Source organism: Peptoniphilus vaginalis (assembly GCF_900176605.1).
In the GTDB taxonomy this organism is placed as follows: Bacteria; Bacillota; Clostridia; order Tissierellales; family Peptoniphilaceae; genus Peptoniphilus_A; species Peptoniphilus_A vaginalis.
Genome location: NZ_FXLP01000005.1, coordinates 617,861 through 643,775, shown reverse-complemented (window position 1 = coordinate 643,775; position 25,915 = coordinate 617,861). Strand labels below are relative to the sequence as shown.

The window sequence follows — 25,915 nt, the reverse complement described above, 5'->3', positions numbered from 1 at the left end:
TTAACATAAAGGTGATAATATGATTAGTATAAAAAATTTGTCTTTTAAATACGACTACGAAGATGAAAATGCAATTCAGATTTTAAAAGATATAAATTTAGAAATAAAAGAGGGAGAGTTTGTTGCCTTGCTAGGTCACAATGGGTCTGGTAAGTCCACTCTTGCCAAGTTAATAAATGGTCTACTCTTACCAGGTCAGGGTGATGTCCTTGTTGATGGAATGAATACCAAGAATGAGGAAGAAATTTGGGACATAAGAAGGACTGCAGGCATGGTTTTTCAAAATCCTGACAACCAATTAGTAGCAACAATTGTTGAAGATGAAGTTGCCTTTGGACCAGAAAATATGGGAGTTGAACCAAGTGAAATTAGAAGAAGGGTTGACAGAGCCTTAGAAGATGTTGGCATGGGTGACTACAAGAAGAATGCTCCCCACCTTCTATCTGGTGGACAAAAGCAAAGGGTAGCCATAGCAGGGATTCTTGCCATGTCTCCTAAGTATATAATTCTTGATGAGCCAACTGCCATGCTTGACCCAAGTGGTAGGAGGGAAGTAATGGATACCCTTGTTAAGCTTAACAAGGAAGAAGGCAAGACAATTATTTTAATAACCCACTACATGGAAGAGGCTGCCATAAGCGACAGGGTTGTAGTAATGGAAGATGGCAACATAGTCCTAAGAGGGACACCGAGAGAAGTCTTTTCTCAAGTTGATAAGATTAAGGGACTGGGTCTAGATGTTCCTCAGGTGACAGAGCTTGCCTATGAACTTAAGAAAGATGGACTAGAAATTTCTACGGAAGTTTTAAATATAGAAGAAATGGTGAAGGAAATATGTCACTGATAGAAATTAACAACTTAAAGCATGTCTATAGTCCAGGTCTACCCTTTGAGAAAAAGGCTGTGGATGACATAAGCCTAAAAATCGAAGAAAATGAATTTATTGGCCTCATCGGTCACACAGGATCAGGCAAGTCAACCTTTATCCAACACCTTAATGGACTTCTAAAGCCATCATCAGGTGAAATTATTATTGATGGAACTAGGGTGGATAAGTCTGGATCAAACTTAACTGACCTTAGAAAAAAAGTGGGTCTAGTCTTTCAATATCCAGAGTACCAACTTTTTGAAGAAACGATTGAAAGAGATATTGCCTTTGGACCAAGAAACTTAGACATAAGTGAAGAAGAAGTCCAAGAAAGGGTCAAGTCTTCTATGGAGTCCGTTGGTCTCGATTACGAAACTTATAAGGACAAGTCACCCTTTGAACTTTCTGGTGGACTAAAGAGAAGGGTAGCCATAGCAGGTGTCCTTGCTATGGAGCCAAGAGTTTTAATACTTGATGAGCCAACAGCAGGGCTTGACCCAAGAGGTCGTGACGAAATCCTAAGTGAAATAAAAAGTATTCATGAAAATAGAAAAATCACAGTAATTTTAGTTTCCCACTCCATGGAGGACGTGGCAAAAATTGCTGAGAGAATTATTGTCTTCGACAAGGGCAAGGTCTTTTTGGATGGAGAGCCAAGGGAAATCTTTAGGAATGAAGATAAGCTACTTGGTGTTGGACTAGGAATTCCACAAATCACATCTCTTATGAGGACTTTAAAGAAGAAGGGTCTCGACATAAATGAGGATGCTATCACTGTGGAAGAGGCCAAGGAGTCTCTAATAAAATATTTGAGAGGTGCTTCTAATGTTTAAAGATATAACAATTGGTCAATATTTTCCTGGTGAAAGTGCCGTCCACAAGTATGATCCAAAATTAAAAATGATAACTATGATTTTATTTATATGTTCGCTCTTTTTTATAAAATCTGTTTTCATGTATGTGCCAGTAGTCTTATACTTGCTACTTATAATTGCAAATGCCAAGCTACCTCTTGGTATGGTCCTAAAGGGTCTAAAGCCACTTAAGTGGATTATCCTAGTTACTTTTATTATTAACTTGTTTTTCACACCTGGAGACCCAATTTACACTTTTAAATTTTTAAAAATTTCTCAAGAGGGACTAGACCTTGCAGTCTTTATGGGCATTAGACTTATCCTCCTAGTTCTTGGAACAAGTTTATTAACTTACACAACTTCTCCAATTGAATTAACTGATGGGATTGAATCACTTCTAAGACCCTTCAGGAAGATTGGAGTGCCAAGTCACGAGATTGCCATGATGATGACAATTGCCCTTAGGTTTATCCCAACTCTTATTGAAGAGACTGACAAGATTATGAAGGCTCAAATGGCAAGAGGGGCAGACTTTGAATCAGGAAATATTATTAAACGTGCAAAGAATTTAGTTCCACTCCTTGTGCCACTTTTTATTAACTCCTTTAGGAGGGCAGAAGAACTTGCCACTGCTATGGAAGCAAGATGCTACAGGGGTGGAGATGGCAGGACAAAGATGAATGCTTCAAAAATCGTGGGTAAGGATGTCTTAATTTTCCTTGGCAACCTAATCTTCTTTGTAATAATAGTTGTGGTTTCTAAGTTATGAAAAATATTTTAATAAAAATAAATTACGACGGGACCAACTTTCACGGCTTTCAGATGCAACCAAATGAGAGGACTGTGGAAGGGGAATTAAATCTTGGAATAGAAAAGACTGTCAAGCACCCAGTGAAAATTTTTTACGCAGGGAGAACTGACAGGGGAGTTCATGCTGAGGGACAATATGCAAATTTTTATTCTGACACCACAATTGACATTGGAAATCTTCCTAAGGTTTTAAACTTTAACCTGCCAGATGATGTATCAGTTGTTGATGCTAAGTATGTTCCTGATGACTTTCACGCAAGGTTTGATGCAAAGTTAAAGAAGTATCGCTATGTGGTTCACAGGTCAAGATACAGGCATGCCCTTTTATGCAACCGTGCCTATGAATATCCCTATGAAGTTGACCCAAGTAGGATGAGGGTGGCTCTTGCATCTTTAATAGGAGAACACGACTTCAATTCTTTTATGGGAAAAGGTGCCATAGTCAAGGACTCCATAAGGAGCATTGAGCGAATTGATGTCATTGAAGATGGAGATTTTTTGTATTTTGATTTTGTGGCAAAGAGCTTTTTAAAAAATATGATAAGAATTGTAACGGGAACTGTCCTTGAGATAGGACGTGGTCAAAGAGAAATTGAATATATGAAGGAAGCCTTGGAGAAAAAATCTCGCAAGGCTGCTGGACCAACAGCACCTGCCTGTGGACTATACTTGGTTGACGTCAAGTATTAAGTCCGCGGGCTTTTTTTATTTTTATGACCTTGTAGGATTTCATAACTTTATAAAAATTCATAACTTTATAAAAATTGTCTAACTTTATAAAGATTTATGACTTATTTTTTTCTTACAACTTCATAAAAATTTATGACTTTATAAATTTTTACAAAGTCATAAATTTTTATCACTTAAGTCTTTCTCAAAGAGCTAGAAATTTTTATTAAGTCATAAAAAAATTAAAATCCTCTTCCATAAGTCTTTATACTTTTAAATATCTTATTAAAAAAGTCAGGCAAAGTGCAATAAATTGATAATATAAGAAGTATTTGGTATAATTATTTTAGTTAATTTGGAGGTGTAATAGTGGATAATAAATATCTTGTTAATGGTAATGAGGCAGAAGGAAAAGTTAAGATTTCTGAAGATGTTATCGCTACAGTTGCATCAGTTGCAGCTGAAAATGTTGATGGTGTTGTTAAGGTTGGATCTAACTTCAAGTCTCAAGTTACTGACATTTTAAATACAAAAAATTTCAATAGGGGCGTCAAAGTTAATATTGGCGAGAGAGAAACTATTGTAGACGTATATATTACTATTGAATATGGAATAAAAATTGTTGAAGTATCTGAAAGGGTGCAAGAAGAAGTTAAAGAAGCTATTGAAAATATGACAGACTTTGATGTTGTAGAAGTGAATGTTCACATCTCCGGCATTGCTGTAAAAAATTCTGAAAAGACTGTTGTCAAATGAGTAGGAAGAGAGCAAGAATAGGGGTCATGCAGGCCCTATTCTCCATGGATCTTAATGATGATTTTTCCACTGACAAGCTAGATCTTTTTATGGAAAATCATGAATTCCAAGGAGACGAAGTTGACTACATCAAGAGGACTGTGCCAGACATTTTGGACAAGCTTGAAGTAGTTGATGAGACAATAGAGAAGAACTTAAAGGGTTGGACTATGGCAAGACTTGCCAAGGTTGACAGGCAAATCCTTAGGATTGCTGTCTACGAATTTCTCTACAAGGATGATATCCCTGAAGAGGTTTCTATTAATGAAGCTGTTGAGATTGCAAGACTTTATAGTTCTAACGAAGCACCTAAATTTATAAACGGAATTTTGGGAACAATTTACAGGAGTTTTTAATTTGGCAAAGTCTGCTTTTAATGTAAGTGAACTGAATAATTACATCAAAAAGCTAATTTCTATGGACTATATCCTAAGGGATATTAGCATCACTGGGGAGATTACCAATTTAAATTTCCACAAGAATGGAAATATTTATTTTTCTCTCAAGGATAAGTTCGCCCGCATTGATGCCATGGCTAGCCAAGAGGATATAAAAATAAATTTATTCGATGGCGCTAAAGTTATGGCAAAGGGAACTGTCACTTACTATGAAAGGAGTGGCAGGGTTTTTTTATATATTAGCCAATTAGAACTTGATGGCAAGGGTAACCTCTATCAGGAGTACCTGGACTTAAAGGAAAAGCTCACTAAGGAAGGGCTTTTTAATCCAGGACATAAGAAGAGCCTAAAGAAGTACCCATCAAGGATTGGACTTATTACATCAACTAGTGGTGCAGTCATTAAGGATGTTATAAATATTTTTAGGACGAGGAATAAGACTTGTGACATTATTGTTTATCCAAGTCTTGTTCAAGGAGCCTATGCTGCTGAGTCTTTGATTGCAGGTGTCAAGTATTTTAACCAAGAAGAACCAGTTGACACCATAATAATTGCTAGAGGTGGAGGAAGCTTTGAGGATCTCTTTGTCTTTAATGACGAGGACCTTGCAAGGGAAATTTTTGCCTCAAAAATCCCAGTGATTTCTGCTGTGGGTCATGAGGTGGACTACACTATTTGTGATTTTGTGGCAGATATGAGGGCGGCAACTCCAACTAATGCGGCAGAGCTTGTGACTATTAGTGAAGATGAAATTCTCTCTGAACTTGAAAAGAAGAAGTCACAACTTACAAATCTCATTGAGAGAAGACTTGATTACAATTGCCTAAGACTCTTAAACCTATACAAAAATATTTCTATAAAAAATCAAGTTTATAAGATTAATGAAAGGACTAGGGACCTATTGAGGGCTCATGCCCTTTTAAATTCTGCAATGAAAAATATTATTGAGGGTCAAGAGTATGATCTTCAAGAGAAAAAATTTTATCTGGAGAATTTTAAGCTTAAGGAGTCCAAGCTAATCGAAAATTATTCTTATAGACTAAAAAATATTTCTGTAAATATAAATTCTAGACTCAATAAGAATATTGAGAGTCTAAATTTTGATAAAAAACTTTTAAATTATTATTTTAAATCCTATGTTAATGACAATCACAGGAAGTTTAAAAACCTTGAAAAGTTTTTTACATCCTATGACCTAACATTAAGGTTAAAAAATGAGAGAAACAGGTTAAATCTCTTGAAGTTGGGACTTGATTCAGCCTTTGAAAAGATAAGTAAGGTTGAAATCTTAGGAGCAGATGGTAAGAGTCTTAAGTCTGCAAGAGATGCAAGACCTGGAGATATTATTTCTCTCAAGTTTAAGGATGGCAAGCTAGAATCCAAGGTTCAAAAGGTGGAAGTGAGGGATTAAATGGAAAGAGATTATGAAAGTTCCTTTAGGGAGCTTGAAAATATAATAAGGGAACTTGAGTCTAAGGACATTAGTCTTGAAGATTCCATAAAAAAATACGAAAAGGGGATTGAACTTTACAAGTATTTGAACAATACCCTAAAGGCCTATGAGGGCAAGATTAAAACTATTGCAGAAGAAAATTCTGAGTTTATTGAGGACAAAAAAGATGAGAGATTTAGATAATTTACTAGAAAAATTTAATAATTATTTGAGCTCCTTACTTGAGTATGACAACAGCCCACAACATAAGGTTATTGACTCTATGAAGTACTCCTTGTTTTCTGGTGGTAAGAGGATAAGACCCCTTCTTTCTCTTATAACTTTTTGTGAATTTTCTGAAGATTCTTTAGACAAGATTCTTCCCTTTGCAGCTGCAATTGAAATGATACATACTTATTCACTTATTCACGACGACCTACCAGCCATGGATGACGATGACTTTAGAAGAGAAAAACCAACAAACCACAAGGTTTACTCTGAGGGAATTGCAATCCTAGCAGGAGATGGGCTCTTAAATATGTCTATGGAAATTCTTTTAAGACACATTGAAAACATCGAGGATTCTGAGGACCTAAAGCGTGCCATGAGGGCAATGAAATACATCTACAATGCCTCAGGTGTAAATGGAATGATTGGTGGTCAAACAATTGATATAAGCAGGGATGTTGCTGATTACACAGAAGATGAATGCGAAAATATGTACAAGCTAAAGACTGGCGCCCTTATTAAGGCCTCTGTTGTAGTTGGTGGAATCATAGCAGGTCTTGACCCAGACAACATCAATAAGCTTGCAAGATTTGGCGAGTCCATAGGTGTTGCCTATCAATTTGAAGATGACCTCTTAGATGAAGAAAAGGATCCTGACAGCGGAGAGATCAATATGCTTGTCTTTAAGGACAAGGAAGACCTTAAAAATGAAGTTATCGACCTAACAAATGTCGCCTATGAAGCACTTGAAGGCCTTGAACTTAAGGATGATGCATTGAAGACTTTTGCAGCAAAGCTAGTAAATAGGAGTAGGTAATGGCAAAAAAGCGAGCAGATGTATTATTAGTCGAAAAGGGTCTAATTGATTCAAGGGAAAAGGCCAAGAGGCTAATAATGGAAGGCAAGGTTTTTATAGGGACAGACAGGGTGGATAAACCAGGAACCCAACTAAAGGAAGATGAAAAAATCTACATAAAGGGCCTTGAAGATTCCTTTGTATCTCGTGGTGGTCACAAGCTTGAAAAGATGATCCATGACTATGAAATTGATCTTAAAGATGCAGTTTGCCTTGACATTGGAGCTTCAACTGGAGGCTTTACTCACTGTATGTTAAAGCATGGGGCAAAAAAAGTTTATGCCATAGATGTTGGATACAATCAACTTGACTACAAGCTAAGGATGGACGAGAGAGTTGTCTCTCTTGAGAGGACCAACATAAGATATTTTGATAAGGACATAATAGAAGAAGATGTTTCTTTTATCTCTATTGACGTTTCCTTTATTTCACTTGAACTCGTTCTTCCAGTTGCCAAGGACATCTTGGGAGATCGAGGTGAGATTGTCGCTCTTGTTAAGCCCCAATTTGAAGCTGGCAAGGGAAAAGTTGGCAAGGGTGGAATTGTAAGGGAGAAAAAAGTACATATTGAAGTTATAGAAAAAATAATTGACCTTGCAGGAGAGCTAGGATTAAATATCAAGGCCCTTACAAATTCTCCAATTAAGGGGACAAGTGGCAATATAGAATTTTTAATTTACTTGTCAAATTATGGAGAAGCTTCTGGGAATTTTGATGCCAAGGAAATTGTAGAAAAGGCTTATGAAAATTTAAGTGATTAGGTGAAATATGCTTTTAGAGTTAAATATCGAAAATTTTGCAATAATTGAAAATATGAAAATTGAATTTGAACCTGGTCTTAATGTCTTAACTGGAGAGACAGGTTCTGGTAAGTCAATAATCATAGATTCCCTTGGACTTGTTCTTGGTCAAAGGGCCAACAAGGACATTATAAAAAAGGGGAAGGACAGGGCCTTTATTGAGGCTGTTTTTTCTTCTTATGACAAGGAAACCAAGGATCTTCTTCTTGAGTATGGCATCGAGTCTGGTGACCTAGTAGTTGTCTCAAAGGAAATTCGTGAAAAGGGGCCAACTATTACAAGAGTCAACAACAGGACAGTGACATCGCAAATCCTGTCAAAAATTTCAAGTCACCTCATCGATATTTTTGCTCAGCATGAATCCATCTCCCTTATGGACAACAAGAACCAGTTAAGGTTAATAGATGACTTTTCTGGTAAAGATCAAGGAGAACTTCTTGGAAATTTAAAGGACCTTGTGCATGAGATAAATTATTTAAAAAATGAGTATCATGACAAGTCTACTATGGAACAAAATAAGGACAGGGAGATAGACCTTCTTGAATACCAAATAAAAGAAATTGAAGACGCAGGTCTAAGTGACTATGACGACGAAGAACTCTATGACGACTTCAACGTCCTTAACAATATGACAGACACTTTGATAAAATTATCTGAGGCCAAGTCCTTAATCAATGAGGGTTACGAAACGTCTTCTCTTGAAGACATCTTAGACAAAGTAATTGCAAATGTAGTTGAAGTAACAAGATACAACAAGGACCTAAAGGAAGTCGAAGAAAACTTAGAGGACATAAGATTTAGGATTTCTGATATTGCTAAGGACCTTGATAGGTATGTGAACTCTAGTGAAATTGATGAAGAAAGGCTTCAATTTTTAAGGGAAAGAATAGACCTTGTTAACAATTTAAAACTAAAGTATGGAAACAATGTAAAGGTTATAAATTCTTTTTACGAAGAGATTAGTGAAAGGCTTAGGTTTTTACAAAACTTTGAAGACAATTTAAATAAACTCTTAAAGAAAATTGAAGAGAAAGAAGCTGAAGCCTTAGTCCTTGCAGAGAAGATTAGTAAGAACAGGAAGAAGACTTCAGAAATTCTTGAGAAAAAAGTTGAAGAAGAGATCAACAAGTTAAATATAAAAGACGCAAAATTTAAAATTGAAATAAAAGAGAAAGAACTTTCCTTTGATGGAATTGACAAGATTGAATTCTTAATTGCACCAAACTTAGGTCAAGACCTTATGCCAATGGCAAAGGTTGCATCTGGTGGTGAAATGTCAAGAATTATGCTTGGCTTTAAGTCAATAATTGCAGAAAAGGACAACATCCCAACTCTTGTCTTTGATGAAATAGATACGGGTATAAGTGGAAAGACTGCCCAAATAGTTGGCAATAAGATAAAAGAAGTTTCAAAGGATAGACAAGTTATAGTAATTTCTCACTTGCCACAAATTGTTGCCCTTGCGGACACGCACTTTGCAATAAAAAAAGATGTGGTTAACAACAGTACAATTTCTACAATTGACAAATTAAACTACGACGAGAGAGTTAATGAAGTGGCAAGATTAATTGGCGGATTGAATGTAAGTGAAATTGCAATTGAGACTGCAAAGGAAATGATTGGTGATTAAATGACAAATACAAATTATGAAGAAAGAACTATGAAATCGACAAAGATTTTTGACGGTAAGGTCCTGCAACTAAGGGTTGATACTGTTGAGATGGAGGGACAAAAGTACACTAAGAGAGAGATAGTGGAAAGGCATCCATCTGTAGGTATAGTTGCCATAACTGAAGAAGATGAAATTATTCTTATAAAACAATATAGGAAGGCCATTGACAAAGAAATCTATGAGATACCAGCTGGAATGGTTGACTTTGGAGAGGAACCTCAAAGGGCTGCCTTAAGAGAACTCAAAGAAGAAACTGGTTATGAGGCTAAGAAGTCTGACTACCTTGCAGAAATTTATTCTTCACCAGGTTTTACTAATGAAAAATTATTTATTTTTTATGCAGAGGACTTAAGTCTTGGTGACCAAGACCTTGATGAGTTTGAACACCTTTCTGTTGAAAAGATAAAATTTAATGAAGCTCTTAAGCTTGTTAACTTAGGAGAGATAAACGACTCAAAGAGTGTGGCAGGTATTCTTTACTACAATAACTTTAGGAGGAATAATGAATAAATCAATTGATTATATAAAAGAAAAAATTAAAAACCAACTTGAGATTGGTATTGTACTTGGATCAGGCCTAGGCGACTTTGCCGATGCCATTGAAGATAAAATTGAAATTCCTTACAAAGAAATTCCCGGCTTTCCAGTTTCTACAGTTAAGGGACACGATGGAAAATTAATTTTTGGTCAAATAAATTCTAAAGAAGTTTGCGTAATGAAGGGAAGGATTCACTATTACGAAGGCTACGACATCAAGGAAGTAGTTTATCCAATAGAAGTTCTTGCAGGTCTAGGAATTAAAACTATAATTCTAACGAATGCAGCAGGTGGAGTTAACACTGACTTTGAACCAGCTGACCTTATGATTATTACTGACCACATCAACCTAATGGGCAAGAATCCACTTATTGGACCTAACGATGAAGACCTTGGACCAAGATTCCCTGACATGACAGACCTTTACAACAAAGAACTTGTTGAAGTAGCAGAAAATTCTGCAAAAAAACTAGGCATCGACATTAAAGAGGGAGTTTACATGTACTTCACTGGACCTTCTTATGAAACTGCAGCTGAAGTAAGGATGGCAAGAATCCTTGGAGCAGATGCTGTTGGTATGAGTACAGTTCCTGAAGCAATTATTGCAAGACACAGGGGCCTAAAGATTTTAGGTATTTCAACGATAACTAATATGTCTACAGGTATTCTTGACACGCCACTTGATCACACAGAAGTTGTAGAAGTTGGAAAAGAAGTTGCAGGTAAGTTTAAAGAATTATTAAAAGAGATAATTGAGGAAATTTAATGAATTTTTTAGATATTATTCAAAAGAAAAAAGAAAATAAAGTTTTAAGTCAAAGTGAAATAGAATTTTTTATAGAAAATTATGTCAAGGGAGAAATTCCTGACTACCAAGTTTCTGCCTTCTTAATGGCAATTTATTTTAATAAGTTAAACCTAGATGAAACTTACTATCTTACAAAGGCAATGATTGACTCAGGAGAAACTGTTGACTTATCAGAAGTCCCTGGATCAAAAGTTGACAAGCACTCAACAGGTGGAGTTGGCGACACAGTTACCCTTGTTCTTGGTCCCCTACTTGCATCAGTAGGTCTTGTTTTTGCCAAGATGAGTGGAAGGGGACTTGGCCACACAGGAGGAACTCTTGACAAGTTAGAAGCCATTCCTGGCTTTAACATAAATATTGGCGGAAGAGATTTTATTGAAATCTTAAAAAAATCTAATATTGCAGTAATTGGTCAAACAGAAAATATTGTTCCAGCAGATAAGCTTTTATATGCCCTAAGAGATGCAACAGCAACTGTTGATAATGTTAGCTTAATAGCATCCTCAATCCTTTCAAAGAAAATTGCATTGGGAACAGACGCCTTAGTTCTTGATGTCAAGGTTGGCAATGGTGCCTTTATGAAGGACGTTCCATCAGCAGTAGAACTATCAAAGCTAATGGTTGAACTTGGTAAAAAATTTGGAAGAAACACTAAGGCAATTATCACTAGCATGGAAGAGCCTCTTGGTGATGCAATTGGCAATAGCCTAGAAGTTATTGAGGCAATAAACATCTTAAAGGGCAAGAAGGAAGGTCACTTAAAGGACATTGCCCTAAGGATTGGTGCAAAGCTAATGCTAATGGAAGGCATTTCATCTTCTGAAGATGAAGCAATAAAAGTTCTTGAAGGAAAAATAAGTGACGGATCTGCTATTGAAAAGTTCAAAGAAATGGTTGAGCTACAAGGTGGAGACAAGACTTATATTGATGACACAGACAAGTTTAAAAAATCTTCAATAGTAAGAGAAATTTATGCTGAAGAGTCTGGCTACGTAAAATCCATTGAGGCAATTGAGATTGGAATTGCGTCAAGAGACTTGGGAGCTGGCAGACATAAAAAAGGTGATGTCCTTGATTTATCTGCAGGAATATATCTTCACAAAAAAATTGGCGACCTTGTAGAAAAGAGCGACAAGCTTGCTACAATTTACACTGAAAAAGAAAATGAAGTTGAGGGAGCAATCCAAAGAATAAAGTCTGCCTATGCTTTTTCCGATAAGAAGGAAGATTATAAATTAGTTATAGAAGAGATTGATTGAGATGGATAACTTAGATATTGTATCAATATTAATAAACATTGTCGCCCTAATGGTGGCAATAATTCCTCACGAGATAGCTCACGGTTATGTGGCATATCTCTGTGGAGATACAACTGCAAAGGATGACGGAAGACTTAGCTTAAACCCACTACATCACATTGACCCTGTGGGTTTAATTTCTATGGTTATTTTTAGATTTGGTTGGGCAAAGGCTGTTCCTATTAATCCCTATAGGTTTAAGGGGAATAGAAAAGTTGCATCACTTTTAGTTTCTCTTGCAGGAGTCTTTACTAACTTTGTTCTTGGACTTATATCTGGGATAATTTTAGTTTACTTAAATTACAAGTCATCTGCCTTGGTGCCACTTTTCACATCAATCTTTTGGTACAATATTATGCTTGGCGTATTTAACCTTGTGCCCCTTCCACCACTTGATGGGTCAAAGGTCTTGGCGACATTCTTGCCAGAAAATTTGGAATACAAGTTTTATAAGTACGAAAAATATTTTTACTTTGTATTAGTTATAATGATTTTTTCTGGACTTGTTGACAAATTTATTGGGCCAATTGTCTATGGAATAATCAATGGAATTATTTCTTTGGGAATTAATTTATGGAATACAATATTGTTTTAAAAACTTATGAAGGTCCAATGGATCTTCTTTTAGATTTAATAAAAGAAAATGAAATAGATATTTACGACATACCAATTTTTAAAATTACTGAAGAATTTTTAAAATACATTGAGAATATGAAGAAGTTAAACCTAACTCTCACATCGGATTTTATTTTAATGGCCTCAACTCTTTTAGAGATAAAGTCTAAGATGCTGTTACCTAAGAAGGAAGACTTTGATGAAGATGGAGAAGAGGAAGAAGACCCAAGACAGGACTTGGTGGAAAGTCTCTTGGAGTATAAGAGGTATAAGGAAGCTTCAGAAATTTTAAAAGTTCAAGAAGAGTATGAGTCTAAGTCCTTTTACAAGCTTAGGACAGAAATTTTTTCTATGAGCGAGATGGACTTCTTAAAGGATTCTAACGTGGACAAACTTTCGCTTGCTTTTTTTAACATCTTAAAAAGATACAAGGACAAGGAGGTTGTTGGGATTGAAAGGGAGTACTTCAAGGTTGAAGATGCGGCCAGAAAGATTAAACTTGCTCTTCACAAGAATAAGGAAATTAAATTTAGCGACTTACTTGTGGACATAGTTTACAAGGTGGACGTCATAACTTATTTTTTGGGTATGTTGGAACTTATTAAGAATGAGTATATTTATGCAGAGCAAAGTGATAACTTTGCAGATATTTTAATTAAAGAGAGAGAATACAATGGACAGGAACAAGCTGAAATCAATAATTGAATCAATACTTTTTATCTGGGGCGACCCCATAAGCTTAGAGGATCTTGCATCTACCTTAGAACTCAGGAAAGACTACGCAAGAGAGATTCTTTTGGAGATGAAGGAAAACTATAAAAACGAAACATCAGGACTAAGGCTTAGGGAAGTTGATGGTAAGTTTCAACTTGGGACTAAGCAAGAAAATGAACCCTATTTAAAAAATTTAATTCAAGAAAAAAATGAAAAAAATCTTTCGAAGCCTGCCCTTGAAACTCTTTCTATAATTGCCTACAAGCAGCCAGTGACAAAGTTAGAGGTAGAAGAACTAAGAGGAGTTAATTGCGACTCAACTATTAAGGGACTTTTGGATTTTGATTTAATAGAAGTTTCTGGAAAGCTAGATAGGATTGGTCATCCTAATCTTTATTCCACAACAGAAAAATTTTTACAAAAATTTGGAATGGAAAACTTGGAAGAGCTACCTGACTTGAAGGAATTAGAGGAGGAATCTAATTGAGATTACAAAAATACATGGCTCACTGTGGAGCTGCATCGAGAAGAAAGTGCGAAGAGTTTATAAAGGAAGGACTTGTTAAGGTTAACGACGAAGTAGTGACAGAACTTGGAACAAAGATTGATCCCAATGTGGACAGGGTTTACCTTGATGGAAAAAGGCTAACACTTGAAGGCAAAAAAGTTTATATGATTTTAAATAAACCTATTGGAGTTGTAACATCTGCATCTGATGAAAAGGACAGACCAACTGTGACAGACCTTGTGCCAGATGACTACAGAGTTTATCCAGTGGGAAGACTTGACATTGACACAACTGGTCTAGTCTTTCTTACAAATGATGGCCAACTTGCAAATATTATGATGCACCCAAGATATAAAATTGGCAAAAAATATATTGTAACAGTTGATGGAACTCCCAATGCTCATGAACTTTCTCTCTTGAGAGAGGGACTTAACATTAGGGACCTAAAAACTTCTCCAGCAAATGTGAAAATTTTAAAATCCTTTAAGCAAGATTCTATTCTTGAAATTGAAATTTTTGAGGGACAAAACCATCAAGTGAAGAGGATGTTTGATTACATTGGCCACAAGGTTAAGAAGTTAAAGAGAATTTCTATGGGAGAAATTCAACTTCTAGACCTTGAACCAGGGAACTACAGATATCTTAGTGAAAAAGAAGTTAAGTATCTAAAGGGATTAAAATGATAGTAAAGGAAAAGTATTTTGAGATAGTGGATGAAGCCCTATCTCATAATTTTTTAGGGAAAATTGCAGTTGATGCAACTGTGGGCAAGGGCAATGACACTCTAAAACTATTAAAGGCTGTTGGCAAAGATGGTTTTGTCTATGGATTTGACGTTCAAGAAGAGGCTATCAATAAGGCAAGGATCTTATTAGAAGATTATGACAATTATGAATTATTTTTGGATTCTCACGCAAATATTGATAGGCTTAAAAATTTTGATCTTGTGATTTATAATCTCGGTTTTTTACCAGGATCTGATAAAAAGGTTACAACTTTAAGAGAGTCTACTCTTGAGTCCTTGAAGAAGGCCACAGAAAAAATAAATGAAGCTGGAATAATAATTGTGGTTTCATACCTGGGTCACGAAAACTCTCTTGAAGAAAGAGAGGGTGTGGATGAGTTCTTAAAGTCTCTTGATCAAAAAATCTTTAAGGTTGAGAAGAGAGAATTTTATAATCAAAAACACAATCCACCCATTGTTTACTTAATTGAGAAGAAGGTGACGAGATGAGAATAGGAATTATTGGAGGAGGACCTGCTGGTATGATGTGTGCCATTAAGGCAGGAGAAAACCATGAAGTTGTCCTCTTCGAGAAAAACGAAAAACTTGGGAAAAAATTATTTATCACAGGCAAGGGAAGGTGCAACTTAACAAATTATGTAGACGAGAAAGAATTTATGAAGAATCTTGTGAGGAACCCTTCCTTTATGTTCTCATCGATTTATTCCTTTTCTCCTTTCACAACTTACTATTACTTTGAAGACCTAGGCCTATCCTTAAAGGTTGAGAGAGGGGACAGGGTCTTCCCAGCAAGTGACAAGTCATCAGATGTCATAAGGACCTACGAAAAAAAGTTAAGACAAGTTGGAGTCGAAGTAAGACTTAATACAGAAGTGAGGTCTATAAAAAAAGATAGAGAGGTCTTCATCTTAAATGACAGGGAAAAATTTGACAAAGTTGTTATAGCAACAGGTGGTCTTTCTTACAAACTCACAGGGTCCACTGGCGACGGATATAGGTTTGGAAAAGAATTTGGTCACAAGCTTGTAGAACCTAAGCCAGGGTTAATTGGTATCAATCTTTCAAATAATTTTGACTTGGCAGGTCTTAGCCTAAAGAATGTTGAGCTAAGAGTTGAAAAAGATAAGAAAGTTATCTCGAAAGAGTTTGGAGAGATGCTCTTCACTCATAGGGGAATATCAGGTCCCATTGTCTTAACAAGTTCAAGTAAAATTAATAGGATGGGGGACTTTGATTTATATTTGGACTTAAAGCCTGCTCTTACAAGTGACAAGTTAGACAAGAGAATCTTGAGAGACTTTGATGAAAATCAAAATAAAAATTTAGAAAATGTTATGAAAAATCTCCTTCCAAAAGATTTAATTTCTTATGTCCTTGATGAAGCAAAAATTCACGGGGACAAGAAGGTAAACCAAATCACCAAAGAAGAGAGAGAAGGACTTGTTAAAACAATTAAAAACTTTAAATTAATTTTTGATAGCTTAGACGACATCAACAGGGCAATAGTAACCAGTGGAGGAATCGACGTCAAAGATCTTGACCCAAAGACTATGGAGTCAAAGCTTGTTAAGGGCTTATACTTTATTGGCGAAGTCATAGATGTTGATGGACTAACTGGTGGATATAATATTCAAGTTGCAAACTCAACAGGATACTCCTGCGGCATCAATCTCTAAGCCTTTACTTATTTTCAAAAATAAAATATAATAAACACAAGAATAAGAGTCACTACAGAAAGTAGTGATTTTTTTTGGAGGTAAAAATGAAAATTGCAATAGATGGACCAGCAGGCTCTGGCAAAAGTTCCCTTGCAAAGGAAATTGCAAAGAGACTTGGCGTCCTATACGTGGATACAGGGGCAATGTATAGGGCAATCACACTTAAACTTTTAAAGACAGATGAATCTTCTTACGAAGAAATTCTTAAAAATACAAAAATATCTTTTGATGGAGATAAAATATTTCTTGATGGAAGAGATGTCTCAAAGGAAATCAGAGAAAATGAAATTTCCAACAAAACTTCAGAGATGTCTAAGAAGAAAATCATAAGAGATTATCTTGTGAAGATGCAAAGAGAAATTGCATCTGACAAGGACGTTGTCATGGAGGGAAGAGATATTGGATCAGTTGTCCTAAAGGATGCTGAATACAAATTTTTCTTAACTGCTGATGTAGAAACTCGTGCCATGAGAAGGTACAAACAAATTAACGACGACAAGGTTAGCTTTGAGGAAATCTTAGAAGACTTAAAGGTAAGAGACTACAATGACTCTCACAGGGCAAACTCTCCACTTATTCAAACAGAAGATGCAATCTTAATTGACAGTACAGACTTAAATGCTGAAGAGACAATTGAAAAAATAATTTCTTATATAAAAAGGTGATTTATGTTTTACTTTGCTGTTAGAAATTTTGTGGGATTTTTTATAAGACACATTTATAGGATTGAAGTCTTTGGACTTGAAAATATTCCACAAGATAATGAAAGATTAATAATTTGTGGCAACCACAAGTGTAACCTAGACCCTGTAGCAATATCAGCAGTTTTTGACAGACAAATTTTTTGGATGGCAAAGAAGGAACTATTTAAAAATAAATTATTAGGTGCTTTCTTATCTAAGTTGGGGGCCTTTCCCATTGATAGACAGGGTAATGACCTTGTAGCCATAAAGAAGGCTCTGAAAATTTTGAAAAATGAAAATGTCCTTGGAATCTTTCCAGAAGGTACAAGGATGAAGAAAGTTGACTACACGAGAATAAAGTCAGGCATTGCACTTATTGCACAAAAGACAAATTCAAGAGTCCTCCCAGTTTATATTGAGGGAGATTACAAGCCCTTTAGGAAGACTAGGATTCACTTTAGGAAGCCTGTAATGGTTAAGAAGGAAATAAAATATTCTCCAGAGGAACTTGAAAATATTTCACAAGACATAATGAGAATAGTATATGGTGATGAAGTCAAATGGAAATTATTGTAGCTGAAAAGCATGGATTTTGTGGCGGTGTAAAGAGAGCTGTTAAGATGGCCTTTGACAATGCAGGCAAGGGAGTCTACTCCTATGGTGATCTTGTACACAATGAAAGAGTTGTAAAGGAACTTGCTGACTTGGGAGTTATTACTATTGATGATACAAGTGTAGAGAACTCTAAGGTCATAATAAGAAGTCATGGAGTCCATGAAAAAATTTTAGAGGAACTAGAAGAAAAAAATAATGAAATAATAAATTGTGTTTGTCCCAAGGTAGAAAAAGTTTATAATATAGTAGATAATTTCTACAAAAAAGGATATAATGTAGTAATTATAGGGAATAGAGACCACCCCGAAGTGGTGGGAATTAATTCTCGATGCAATGACTCTGCAATAATTATTTCCAAATTGGAAGAGATTAAAATCCCAGAGGGAAAAATAGTTATAGTCTCGCAAACTACAAACAAGGTAGATTTTTTCGAAAAAGCAACAAATCTTATAAAAGATATTTCAAAAGATGAAGTTTTAGTTTATAATACTATATGTAATGCAACTTTCGAGAGACAAGAGAGTGTTAGAGATTTATCGAAAAAAGTTGACGCCCTAATCGTTTTAGGCGGCAAAAAATCTTCCAACACAAAAAAACTTGCAGAAATTGCAAAATTAAATTGTAAAAATGTATTTTTAATTCAGTCCATTAGAGATGTTGATTTAAATATATTTAAAAAATTTAATAAAATAGGTATTACCGCCGGAGCATCCACACCGGAATCGGTAATCAAGGAGGCTGTTAGTAGGATGGAAAATTTTGACAAAGGTGAGATGATGGAAGCCATCGAAAATTCTTTTAAAAGAATTAGACGTGGTGAAGTAGTAACTGGAGAAGTTTTATATATAACTGATTCAGAAGTAATGGTAAATCTTGGATACAGATCAGATGGTATCATTTCAAGAGATGAACTTGCAGGAGGACCTGATGTAAATCCTCAAGATCTTTATGAACAAGGTCAAGAAATTGATGTTTATGTTCTAAAGATGGATGATGGAGACGGCAATGTTGTTCTTTCAACAAAAAGAGTTGCTGACATGAAGGTTTGGGATGAAGTTGAAGAACTTTATAACAACAAAGAAAACATAAAAGTAACTGTTAAGAACCAAGTTAAAGGTGGACTAACTGCAGATTTCAGAGGACTTAATGCATTTATACCTGCATCTCATGTTTCTGTTAGATTCCAAAAAGATTTAAGCAAATTCATTGGAGAAGAATTCGAAACTGAAATTATCGACTTTGATAAGAGAAAGAGAAGAATTGTTCTTTCAAGAAAGAACGTACTTCAAGAAGAACTAGACAAGGTTCGTGACGAAGTATATGACAAGCTTAAAGAAGGAGACATTATCGAAGGAACTGTACAAAGATTAACTAACTTTGGTGCATTTGTAGACGTTGGAGGAGTAGATGGACTTATCCATATCTCTGAACTTTCTTGGAACAGAGTTAAACACCCTTCAGATGTAGTAGCACCTGGAGACCTTGTTAAGGTACAAGTTCTTAATGTAGATAAAGAAAAGAATAGAATCGCACTTGGACTAAAACAAACTATGGAAAAACCATGGGATGTATTTACTAAAGAAGTTAAAGTTGGCGACGTTGTTAAGGGTAAGGTAGTTAACCTTCTTGACTTCGGTGCTTTCGTTAGACTTGAACAAGGCGTGGATGGTCTACTTCACGTTTCTCAAATCTCAAGAGAACATGTTGAAAAACCACAAGATAAACTTTCTATTGGTGAAGAAGTTACAGTTAAGGTAACTGACATTGATGAAGAAAATCAAAAGATTTCTCTTTCAATCAAGGCTCTAATTGAACCTGAAGAAAAAGAAGAAGGCGAAGAAGCTAAACCAAAGGAAAGAAAACCTAGAAAAGAAAGAAAAGCTCCAAAGAGAGAAAAGAAAATTGAAGAACCTAAACAAGATGACTTCAATATGACTATTGGAGAAATGCTAGGAATTAACTTCTCAGATGCAAGTCTTGACGCTGATTTAGTTGATGAAGATGTAGTTGGAGAAAAAGTAGCTGAAGAAGAAAAAGCAGATCAAGAATAATAATTCTTATTTGAATTTTAAATATCAAGAGACTCGCAATCCGGGTCTCTTTTTTGTTACTCTTTTACATATAAAATTAATTTACTTGTCATTCTAAACTTTCACAATCTTATCTCACAGACCAAGCTTATAAAAAATTATGGCTTGTGGTAAAAATTCTTAAAAATAATGTGTTAAACAAATAAATAAATTGTTAAATTAAATGATATAATCATCTTATGAGATACATAATTTTTTTACTTATTTTTTTGACAGGATGCAGGGGCAAGGAAGCTATAGTTCTAGATAAGGCTGCTCATGTTAATCTGGATGCTGAAATTATTTCTCTTGATGGAAGATATGGGAGCGAATTAAAAATTAAAAGTAAGGGAAGAGAATTTTCTATTGATGTAAGTGACATAAGACCTTGGAAGATTGATTTTTGTAATGTGGATGGAGGTGAGATGGAGCTTGCACTTGGTGTTTACAAAAAGACTCCCTTTGATAAAAAGTTTGACAGGAGGTGTTTCTTATATAACATTGACTTTAAAAACAAAAAGATAAGGCCAAAACTTAGAATATCAAGATTATACAATCCCATTAAAGATTTTAACTTGTGCGACCTTGATGGAGATGGTTACGATGAAATTATTTCCATAGAAAAAAACCTTGATGGCAATTATTTATTTGGTGTCTATGACTGGACTAATTTCGCTGTCGAAAGAAATCATGGGAGCGAAGTCTTAAAGGATGAGCCAAAATTTTTAGACAAGGAGAAAAAAGTTGAGATAGATGGAAGCGAAAGAGAATTATATTTAGAAGGAGATGAAATAAAATGGAAGTAAAGAAAAAAATACTTATAAGTTTCCTTGTAGCACTTACGCTTTTGACTGGATGCAAAAATGTTAAGGGGATTTTGTCAGACAAGGAGGCTGCAAATATTAAACTTCAAGATACAAAGTTCTTGGATGAAATGGAAAATAAAACTACTCACATTGATTACAAGCTTTCTGATTTCACACCAAGCCTTAAAGATTATAAAGTTGCAGATGATTTTTCAAATGTAGTTAATTTTTCTGACTTTGGAGATTTTACTGAAAAACAAAAAGAAATGCTTTTAAAAAATGGTTTTGTAATTACAAGACCAAAAAATTTGGAAAACAACGCGTACAGTGAAAACCCATGGGATTATGAGTTCGACCAAATACACCAAGTTTATGAAGACAATGAATATAAAAATTTGGCAAGTTTTGTGACAACTGATTCAGTAACTCACATCTTCCACATTTTCTATGATGGATTTTTGAGAAATTTGGAAAAGGATGAACTTTATCCAAAGTCTATTGAACTTAATAAAAACTTACTTGCAGAAAATATAAATCTTTTAAGTGAAATAAAAAACGAGAGGTTAAAAGAAATTCAAAATAGAAATATCGCCTTTATAGCAACTGGCCTTAAGCTCTCGGGAATTGAACCAGAAAATTTACCATCAGAAGCCAAGAAGATTTATGAAGAAGAGATAAAAAAGGCAAGCTCAGAAGAAGTTGCTTCTTCAGCTATCACTGGAAGGGACGTAGATTTTTCACAACTTAAACCAAGAGGTCACTACACTAGAAGTGAAGATTTAAAAAGATATTTTTCAGGCACAATGTACTTTGGTCAAGTTGGACTATTTATAGAGAACGAAGGAAAGCCTGATGAAGACAGTATCTTGCAAGGACTACTTCTTACTTATTCAATTTATAAAAATCCTGAAATTTTAAAAACTTGGGAAGATTTAGTTGAGCCAATTGACTTTATGGTGGAATCTGCTGACGACCTTTCTATAAGAGAATATGCTAGAACTCTTTATGGAGTGTATGGAAAAGATTTTGACATTAATAAGCTTGATGATAATAAAAATTTAAAAACTGCCTATGAAGTTTTAAAGTCCTATCCAGATCCACAAGTTGCAGGTTTTATGGGCAAGTCCTTTAGGTATATGCCACAAAGAGAAGTTATGGACAGCGTATTGATGCAAAATGTTGTTGATATTGCAAGTCCAAAACACTCGTCTGATAGACCAATATATTCTGGCTTGGACCTTATGGCTGCCTTTGGAAATGAAAAGGCGAGAGAAATTTTAAATAATGACTCCTACAATTCTCACTGGGATAAGTACAAGGAAAAAACTGATGAAAATATTTCAGTTGTGAAGAAGATGGAAGATTTAGATTGGCAAAAAAATATGTACCGTGGCTGGCTATGGATGCTAAAGTCCTATGATCAAAAATTTGGAGAAGGCTATCCAATGTTTATGAGAAATGATGCTTGGGAAAGAAAGGACCTAGTATCTGCACTTGGATCTTTCGCAGAGTTAAAACACGATACAGTATTATATGGCAAGGCAGTCATGGCAGAAATGGGTGGCGGAGGAGATTTTGAAATTCCAAAATCCTACGTTGAACCAAATGTAGAACTTTACGAAAAATTAAATTGGCTACTTGAATTTACAAAAATCAATTTAAAAAATCGAAACATGTTAAGTGAAAAGTATGAAGAAAAATTAAATAATTTCCAAGCTATGGTTATTAAGTTTAGGAATATTTCTATTAAAGAACTTCAAAACGAACCACTTACTGAAGAGGAAATTATTGATTTACTAAACATTGGTGGGGAAATGGAAAGAATAATGGTTGACTTCGTTGAATCCTCTGATGAAAATAATATTTCTTATTGGTATGAAATTCAAAATGCAACTGACAGGAGGATGCCAGTAGTAGTTGACCTAATGAGAGTTGCAGAAAACAGCGTGGGACTTCCAGAAGGAGAAATCTCTCACATAGGAACAGGCAAGCCAATGGAAATTTTTGTAATCTATCCTCACCAAGATAAACTTTACATGGGTAGGGGAGCAACTTTTTCTTATTACGAATTTTTAAATAAGGAAAGACTTACTGATGAAGATTGGCAAAAGATGGTTTATGATGAAAAAACTGATTTTCCATCATGGTACAAGGACCTTGTGACAGAAGAAAAGAAAGCAATAGAATTTCATAGTTATGGATCAGATTATGAAGAAAGCATGTATAAAGAGTAGTTAAAGAGGGCGAGTCCCTCTTTTTTTCTTGCAAATTTTTAATTTTGAAATTACTATGTGTTATAATACTTTGAGGTGATGATATGCTTTTAGATTTAGTTGAAAAGAGAAGAAGTATAAGAAAATTTACTGATGAAAAAGTTTCTGAAGAAGACGTGAGAGAAATCTTAACAATTGCACTTCATGCCCCAACGGCAAAAAACAGAAACCCAGTTAGATATATAATTATTAGAGATAAAAAAAGATTGGAAGAGCTTTCGAATTTTAAAGTTCATAGTGCCAAGTTCTTAGCTGGCGCTGACCTCGCTATTGCCATTGTAACAGATAGTGAGATTGCACCGAACACCAACCACCAAGATGCCTCTATTGCTGCAACTTATATTTTACTAGCAGCAGCTGACCTTGACCTTGGAGCAACTTGGGCAAATGTTGTTGATGCAAAACACGAAAGTGGAATTACTGCTCAAGAATTTTTGCACAAGTTCTTTGACCTTGAAGACAAGTTTGATGTTGAGTGCATAATTGGCATAGGTCATCTAGCTGAAGAAAAGTCAGAGAAAGTTCCTTTTGAATATTCGGAAAGTGTATTTGAGGATTTACATGATAAGCTTAAATAATTTAGAAGAAACAGAAAAATTTGGATTATTTCTTGGAGAAAATTTAAATCCAGGAGATGTTGTCTGCCTCAATGGTGACTTGGGAGCAGGAAAGACTACCCTAACTAAATCTATTGCCAAGGGACTTGGAATTGATGACTATGTAACAAGTCCAACCTTTACCATCGTCAATGAATATTATGGCAAGACAGATCTATATCACATCGACACTTATAGACTTGATGACAAAATTGATGTGGACTATCTTGGCTTTGATGAATATTTTTATTCTGATGGAGTTACCATAGTTGAGTGGGCAGAAAAAATTAGAGATGCCCTACCAGAGGAATATATGGAGATAAATATTAAGTCCCATGATAATAAAAGAGACTTAGATATTAATTACATTGGAGATAGATTTGATAAATTGAAGGAGAAATTAGATGAAAGTTTTGGGGATTGATACTTCCACAAGAACAACTGCTATTGGACTAATTGAAGATGATGAGGTCCTAGCTGAATACAACTTAAGAGGTCGTGTTTCTCATTCAGAATCTGTGACAGATATGATTGAAGAGATTTTCAAAAAATTTGAATTTTCTTTAGAAGACATCGACTTAATTGCTGTTGGCATAGGACCAGGATCCTTTACAGGACTTAGGATTGGAATAACTATTGCCAAGGTCTTGGCATTTTCACTTAATAAGGACCTAGTTGGAGTTTCTTCTCTAGTTGCAAATGGTATGTCCGACTATGGTAAGGTTGCAACTATTGTTGATGCAAGACGTGGAAATGTATATGGATCTATAATTGATAATAAAGAAGAGCCAGCAGTTTTATTTGAAGACTCTCTCTTGCCCTTTGAAAAGTTTAAGGAAGAATTAAATAAGTATGATGAAGTCACTCTTGTGGGACTTGATGCAGAAAAGTTCTTGGGAGATCTCCCTCAAGGAAAATTATCCAAGAATAAGGGAATGAGGGGGACAAACATTGCAAGGCTAGGTCTAATAGATTATAAAAAGAAGGGACCTATGGATGTCTTTAATCTTGTCCCAAATTATTTGAAACTATCACAGGCAGAGGCTCAGTATGAAAAGAATCACGAGACTGGCAAATAAGTCTGACATAGATAGGATTCACGAGCTTGAAGTTGAGAATTTCGAAAACCCCTGGTCAAAAAAATCCATTGAGAATGCCATAGTTTCTGATGAACTTTCAGATATTTTAGTGGTGGAAGTTGATGGTGACATAGGAGGTTTCATTTCTTTTATGAGGATTTATGACGAGATCCACATAGGGAATGTTGCAGTCGGAAAGAAATATCGTGGACAAAAATTTGCTAATGACCTCTTTGAAGGTCTAATAGATCTTGCAGAGAAGGGGTCCTATAAGATAACCTTAGAAGTTGAAAACTCTAATAGGATTGCCTTTAATTTGTATAAAAAATTTGGATTTATTATCCAAGGAATGAGAAAAAATTATTATGGCATCGACAGGGATGCCTATATAATGTGGAGGGAGTGATGAGATGAAAGTTTTGGCAGTGGAATCCTCTTGCGACGAAACTTCTGTTGCTGTAGTTGAGGATGGACGAAAAGTTTATTCCAATGTAATTGCATCACAAATTGATACACACAAAAAATTTGGTGGAGTAGTGCCTGAGATTGCATCGAGACAACACGTTGAGGCAATTAACACAGTCTTAAAGGAAGGACTTGATGAGGCAGGAGTGGACCTTAAGGATATAGATATTATTGCAGCCACAAAGGGACCAGGACTTATTGGGGCCCTACTAGTTGGTCTAAGTGCAGGAAAGACTCTTGCCCTTGCAACTAATAAACCCTTTGTTGGAGTTAACCACATAGTGGGACACGTTTGTGCAAATTATATTTCCTTTAAAGAGTTGGAACCACCCTTTATTGGTTTAATAATTTCTGGTGGTCACACTTACTTAATTGAAGTTAAGGACTATGTTGACTTTACACTTCACGGAAGAACTGTTGATGATGCAGTGGGAGAAGCCTTTGACAAGGTGGCAAGGGCCATGGGCATTGGTTATCCCGGTGGACCTATAGTTGATAAACTTGCTAAGGAAGGTAAGGAGACCATAGACTTCCCAAGAGTTATGATCAAGGAAGACAATTACAATTTTTCTTTTTCAGGACTTAAGACTGCAGTCCTAAATTATTTAAACTCAACTAGGCTTCGTGGGGAAGAAATTATAAAAGAAGATGTTTGCAGGTCCTTCCAAGAGGCAGTTGTTGATGTCCTACTTGAAAAGGCCTTTAGGCTTGCAAGAGAAAAGGGCATGGATAAGATTGTCCTTTGCGGTGGAGTTTCAGCAAACTCTAGAATAAGAGAAGCCTTTGAAGAAAGAGGCAAGGAAGAAGATATTAAAATCTTCTATCCTGAACTAAAGCTTTGCACAGACAACGCAGCTATGATTGCATCTGCAGCTTACTACGAATACATGGCTGGCAAGCTTGATGAAGAAAATTTTGCAAATCCAAATTTAGGTTTGGAATAAGTCAGATATTAAAAAATCTAAGTCGTGGAATAAAAAATATTTCATGGCTTAGACTTTTTT

30 protein-coding genes are annotated in these 25,915 nt (G+C 35.4%); all 30 read left to right on the top strand.

The features are described 5' to 3' along the window. Positions 1 to 19: 19 nt before the first annotated feature. The 30 genes from CAN42_RS07920 (at position 20) to tsaD (ending at position 25,855) form a co-directional block, all read left to right on the top strand. Positions 20 to 844, top strand: a complete 825-nt coding sequence (locus CAN42_RS07920) for an energy-coupling factor transporter ATPase (RefSeq protein ID WP_062570822.1) — start codon at positions 20 to 22, stop codon at positions 842 to 844. Continuing rightward, on the top strand, positions 835 to 1,701 hold the full coding sequence (locus CAN42_RS07915; RefSeq protein WP_062570823.1) for an energy-coupling factor transporter ATPase: 867 nt from the start codon (positions 835 to 837) through the stop codon (positions 1,699 to 1,701). Before CAN42_RS07920 ends, CAN42_RS07915 begins: the two co-directional genes overlap by 10 nt. Further along, positions 1,694 to 2,491 (top strand): energy-coupling factor transporter transmembrane component T family protein, encoded by a 798-nt coding sequence (locus tag CAN42_RS07910; RefSeq protein ID WP_062570824.1) that lies wholly within the window; start codon positions 1,694 to 1,696, stop codon positions 2,489 to 2,491. The genes CAN42_RS07915 and CAN42_RS07910 overlap by 8 nt, the downstream gene beginning before the upstream one ends. Continuing rightward, entirely contained in the window at positions 2,488 to 3,222 is a 735-nt protein-coding gene (gene truA, locus CAN42_RS07905; RefSeq protein ID WP_062570825.1) for a tRNA pseudouridine(38-40) synthase TruA, read from the top strand. The genes CAN42_RS07910 and truA overlap by 4 nt, the downstream gene beginning before the upstream one ends. 348 nt (positions 3,223 to 3,570) lie before the next feature. After that, positions 3,571 to 3,957, top strand: coding sequence for an Asp23/Gls24 family envelope stress response protein (locus tag CAN42_RS07900; protein ID WP_062570826.1), 387 nt, complete (start codon positions 3,571 to 3,573; stop codon positions 3,955 to 3,957). Then, positions 3,954 to 4,352, top strand: coding sequence for a transcription antitermination factor NusB (gene nusB / locus CAN42_RS07895; protein ID WP_062570827.1), 399 nt, complete (start codon positions 3,954 to 3,956; stop codon positions 4,350 to 4,352). The genes CAN42_RS07900 and nusB overlap by 4 nt, the downstream gene beginning before the upstream one ends. 1 nt (position 4,353) lies before the next feature. Continuing rightward, entirely contained in the window at positions 4,354 to 5,805 is a 1,452-nt protein-coding gene (xseA, locus tag CAN42_RS07890; protein ID WP_085876233.1) for an exodeoxyribonuclease VII large subunit, read from the top strand. Further along, on the top strand, positions 5,806 to 6,030 hold the full coding sequence (gene xseB / locus CAN42_RS07885; protein ID WP_060799977.1) for an exodeoxyribonuclease VII small subunit: 225 nt from the start codon (positions 5,806 to 5,808) through the stop codon (positions 6,028 to 6,030). Then, the gene (locus CAN42_RS07880; protein ID WP_085876232.1) at positions 6,014 to 6,871 is read left to right on the top strand and encodes a polyprenyl synthetase family protein; all 858 of its coding nucleotides are present in this window, start codon (positions 6,014 to 6,016) and stop codon (positions 6,869 to 6,871) included. The genes xseB and CAN42_RS07880 overlap by 17 nt, the downstream gene beginning before the upstream one ends. Further along, positions 6,871 to 7,671 (top strand): TlyA family RNA methyltransferase, encoded by an 801-nt coding sequence (locus CAN42_RS07875; RefSeq protein WP_085876231.1) that lies wholly within the window; start codon positions 6,871 to 6,873, stop codon positions 7,669 to 7,671. The genes CAN42_RS07880 and CAN42_RS07875 overlap by 1 nt, the downstream gene beginning before the upstream one ends. 7 nt (positions 7,672 to 7,678) lie before the next feature. Continuing rightward, a complete protein-coding gene (gene recN / locus CAN42_RS07870) occupies positions 7,679 to 9,340 on the top strand; it encodes a DNA repair protein RecN (protein WP_085876230.1) in 1,662 nt (553 codons plus the stop codon). Continuing rightward, positions 9,341 to 9,892, top strand: a complete 552-nt coding sequence (locus CAN42_RS07865) for an NUDIX hydrolase (RefSeq protein ID WP_085876229.1) — start codon at positions 9,341 to 9,343, stop codon at positions 9,890 to 9,892. Continuing rightward, positions 9,885 to 10,685 carry a purine-nucleoside phosphorylase gene (locus CAN42_RS07860; RefSeq protein WP_085876228.1) on the top strand — a complete coding sequence of 267 codons (801 nt, stop codon included), beginning with the start codon at positions 9,885 to 9,887 and terminating at the stop codon, positions 10,683 to 10,685. Before CAN42_RS07865 ends, CAN42_RS07860 begins: the two co-directional genes overlap by 8 nt. Next, positions 10,685 to 11,986, top strand: a complete 1,302-nt coding sequence (locus CAN42_RS07855; protein ID WP_085876227.1) for a thymidine phosphorylase — start codon at positions 10,685 to 10,687, stop codon at positions 11,984 to 11,986. The genes CAN42_RS07860 and CAN42_RS07855 overlap by 1 nt, the downstream gene beginning before the upstream one ends. Position 11,987: 1 nt before the next feature. Continuing rightward, positions 11,988 to 12,620 (top strand): site-2 protease family protein, encoded by a 633-nt coding sequence (locus tag CAN42_RS07850; protein WP_085876226.1) that lies wholly within the window; start codon positions 11,988 to 11,990, stop codon positions 12,618 to 12,620. Further along, a complete protein-coding gene (locus tag CAN42_RS07845; RefSeq protein ID WP_085876225.1) occupies positions 12,599 to 13,345 on the top strand; it encodes a segregation and condensation protein A in 747 nt (248 codons plus the stop codon). The genes CAN42_RS07850 and CAN42_RS07845 overlap by 22 nt, the downstream gene beginning before the upstream one ends. Continuing rightward, entirely contained in the window at positions 13,314 to 13,841 is a 528-nt protein-coding gene (gene scpB / locus CAN42_RS07840) for an SMC-Scp complex subunit ScpB (RefSeq protein WP_062570837.1), read from the top strand. Before CAN42_RS07845 ends, scpB begins: the two co-directional genes overlap by 32 nt. Then, entirely contained in the window at positions 13,838 to 14,545 is a 708-nt protein-coding gene (locus CAN42_RS07835) for a pseudouridine synthase (protein ID WP_085876224.1), read from the top strand. Before scpB ends, CAN42_RS07835 begins: the two co-directional genes overlap by 4 nt. Beyond that, positions 14,542 to 15,096 carry a tRNA 5-(aminomethyl)-2-thiouridylate-methyltransferase MnmM gene (mnmM, locus tag CAN42_RS07830; protein WP_085876223.1) on the top strand — a complete coding sequence of 185 codons (555 nt, stop codon included), beginning with the start codon at positions 14,542 to 14,544 and terminating at the stop codon, positions 15,094 to 15,096. The genes CAN42_RS07835 and mnmM overlap by 4 nt, the downstream gene beginning before the upstream one ends. Continuing rightward, complete coding sequence (locus CAN42_RS07825) at positions 15,093 to 16,283, top strand: BaiN/RdsA family NAD(P)/FAD-dependent oxidoreductase (RefSeq protein WP_085876222.1); 1,191 nt, start codon at positions 15,093 to 15,095, stop codon at positions 16,281 to 16,283. Before mnmM ends, CAN42_RS07825 begins: the two co-directional genes overlap by 4 nt. A gap of 86 nt (positions 16,284 to 16,369) precedes the next feature. Then, positions 16,370 to 16,990, top strand: a complete 621-nt coding sequence (cmk, locus tag CAN42_RS07820; RefSeq protein WP_085876221.1) for a (d)CMP kinase — start codon at positions 16,370 to 16,372, stop codon at positions 16,988 to 16,990. A 3-nt stretch (positions 16,991 to 16,993) separates the two neighbouring features. Continuing rightward, positions 16,994 to 17,584 (top strand): lysophospholipid acyltransferase family protein, encoded by a 591-nt coding sequence (locus tag CAN42_RS07815; RefSeq protein WP_085876220.1) that lies wholly within the window; start codon positions 16,994 to 16,996, stop codon positions 17,582 to 17,584. Continuing rightward, a complete protein-coding gene (locus CAN42_RS07810; protein WP_085876219.1) occupies positions 17,569 to 19,674 on the top strand; it encodes a bifunctional 4-hydroxy-3-methylbut-2-enyl diphosphate reductase/30S ribosomal protein S1 in 2,106 nt (701 codons plus the stop codon). Before CAN42_RS07815 ends, CAN42_RS07810 begins: the two co-directional genes overlap by 16 nt. Positions 19,675 to 19,892: 218 nt before the next feature. Next, complete coding sequence (locus tag CAN42_RS07805; protein WP_085876218.1) at positions 19,893 to 20,498, top strand: hypothetical protein; 606 nt, start codon at positions 19,893 to 19,895, stop codon at positions 20,496 to 20,498. After that, positions 20,489 to 22,732 (top strand): DUF3160 domain-containing protein, encoded by a 2,244-nt coding sequence (locus CAN42_RS07800; protein WP_085876217.1) that lies wholly within the window; start codon positions 20,489 to 20,491, stop codon positions 22,730 to 22,732. The genes CAN42_RS07805 and CAN42_RS07800 overlap by 10 nt, the downstream gene beginning before the upstream one ends. Before the next feature lie 83 nt (positions 22,733 to 22,815). Continuing rightward, a complete protein-coding gene (locus CAN42_RS07795) occupies positions 22,816 to 23,349 on the top strand; it encodes a nitroreductase family protein (RefSeq protein ID WP_085876216.1) in 534 nt (177 codons plus the stop codon). Beyond that, a complete protein-coding gene (gene tsaE, locus CAN42_RS07790) occupies positions 23,333 to 23,791 on the top strand; it encodes a tRNA (adenosine(37)-N6)-threonylcarbamoyltransferase complex ATPase subunit type 1 TsaE (protein WP_085876215.1) in 459 nt (152 codons plus the stop codon). Before CAN42_RS07795 ends, tsaE begins: the two co-directional genes overlap by 17 nt. Continuing rightward, on the top strand, positions 23,772 to 24,446 hold the full coding sequence (tsaB, locus tag CAN42_RS07785) for a tRNA (adenosine(37)-N6)-threonylcarbamoyltransferase complex dimerization subunit type 1 TsaB (protein WP_085876214.1): 675 nt from the start codon (positions 23,772 to 23,774) through the stop codon (positions 24,444 to 24,446). The genes tsaE and tsaB overlap by 20 nt, the downstream gene beginning before the upstream one ends. Further along, positions 24,418 to 24,852: a ribosomal protein S18-alanine N-acetyltransferase gene (gene rimI, locus CAN42_RS07780; protein ID WP_062570849.1), complete on the top strand. Its 435-nt coding sequence runs from the start codon at positions 24,418 to 24,420 to the stop codon at positions 24,850 to 24,852. Before tsaB ends, rimI begins: the two co-directional genes overlap by 29 nt. Before the next feature lie 4 nt (positions 24,853 to 24,856). Further along, entirely contained in the window at positions 24,857 to 25,855 is a 999-nt protein-coding gene (tsaD, locus tag CAN42_RS07775; protein ID WP_085876213.1) for a tRNA (adenosine(37)-N6)-threonylcarbamoyltransferase complex transferase subunit TsaD, read from the top strand. Positions 25,856 to 25,915 lie beyond the last annotated feature (60 nt).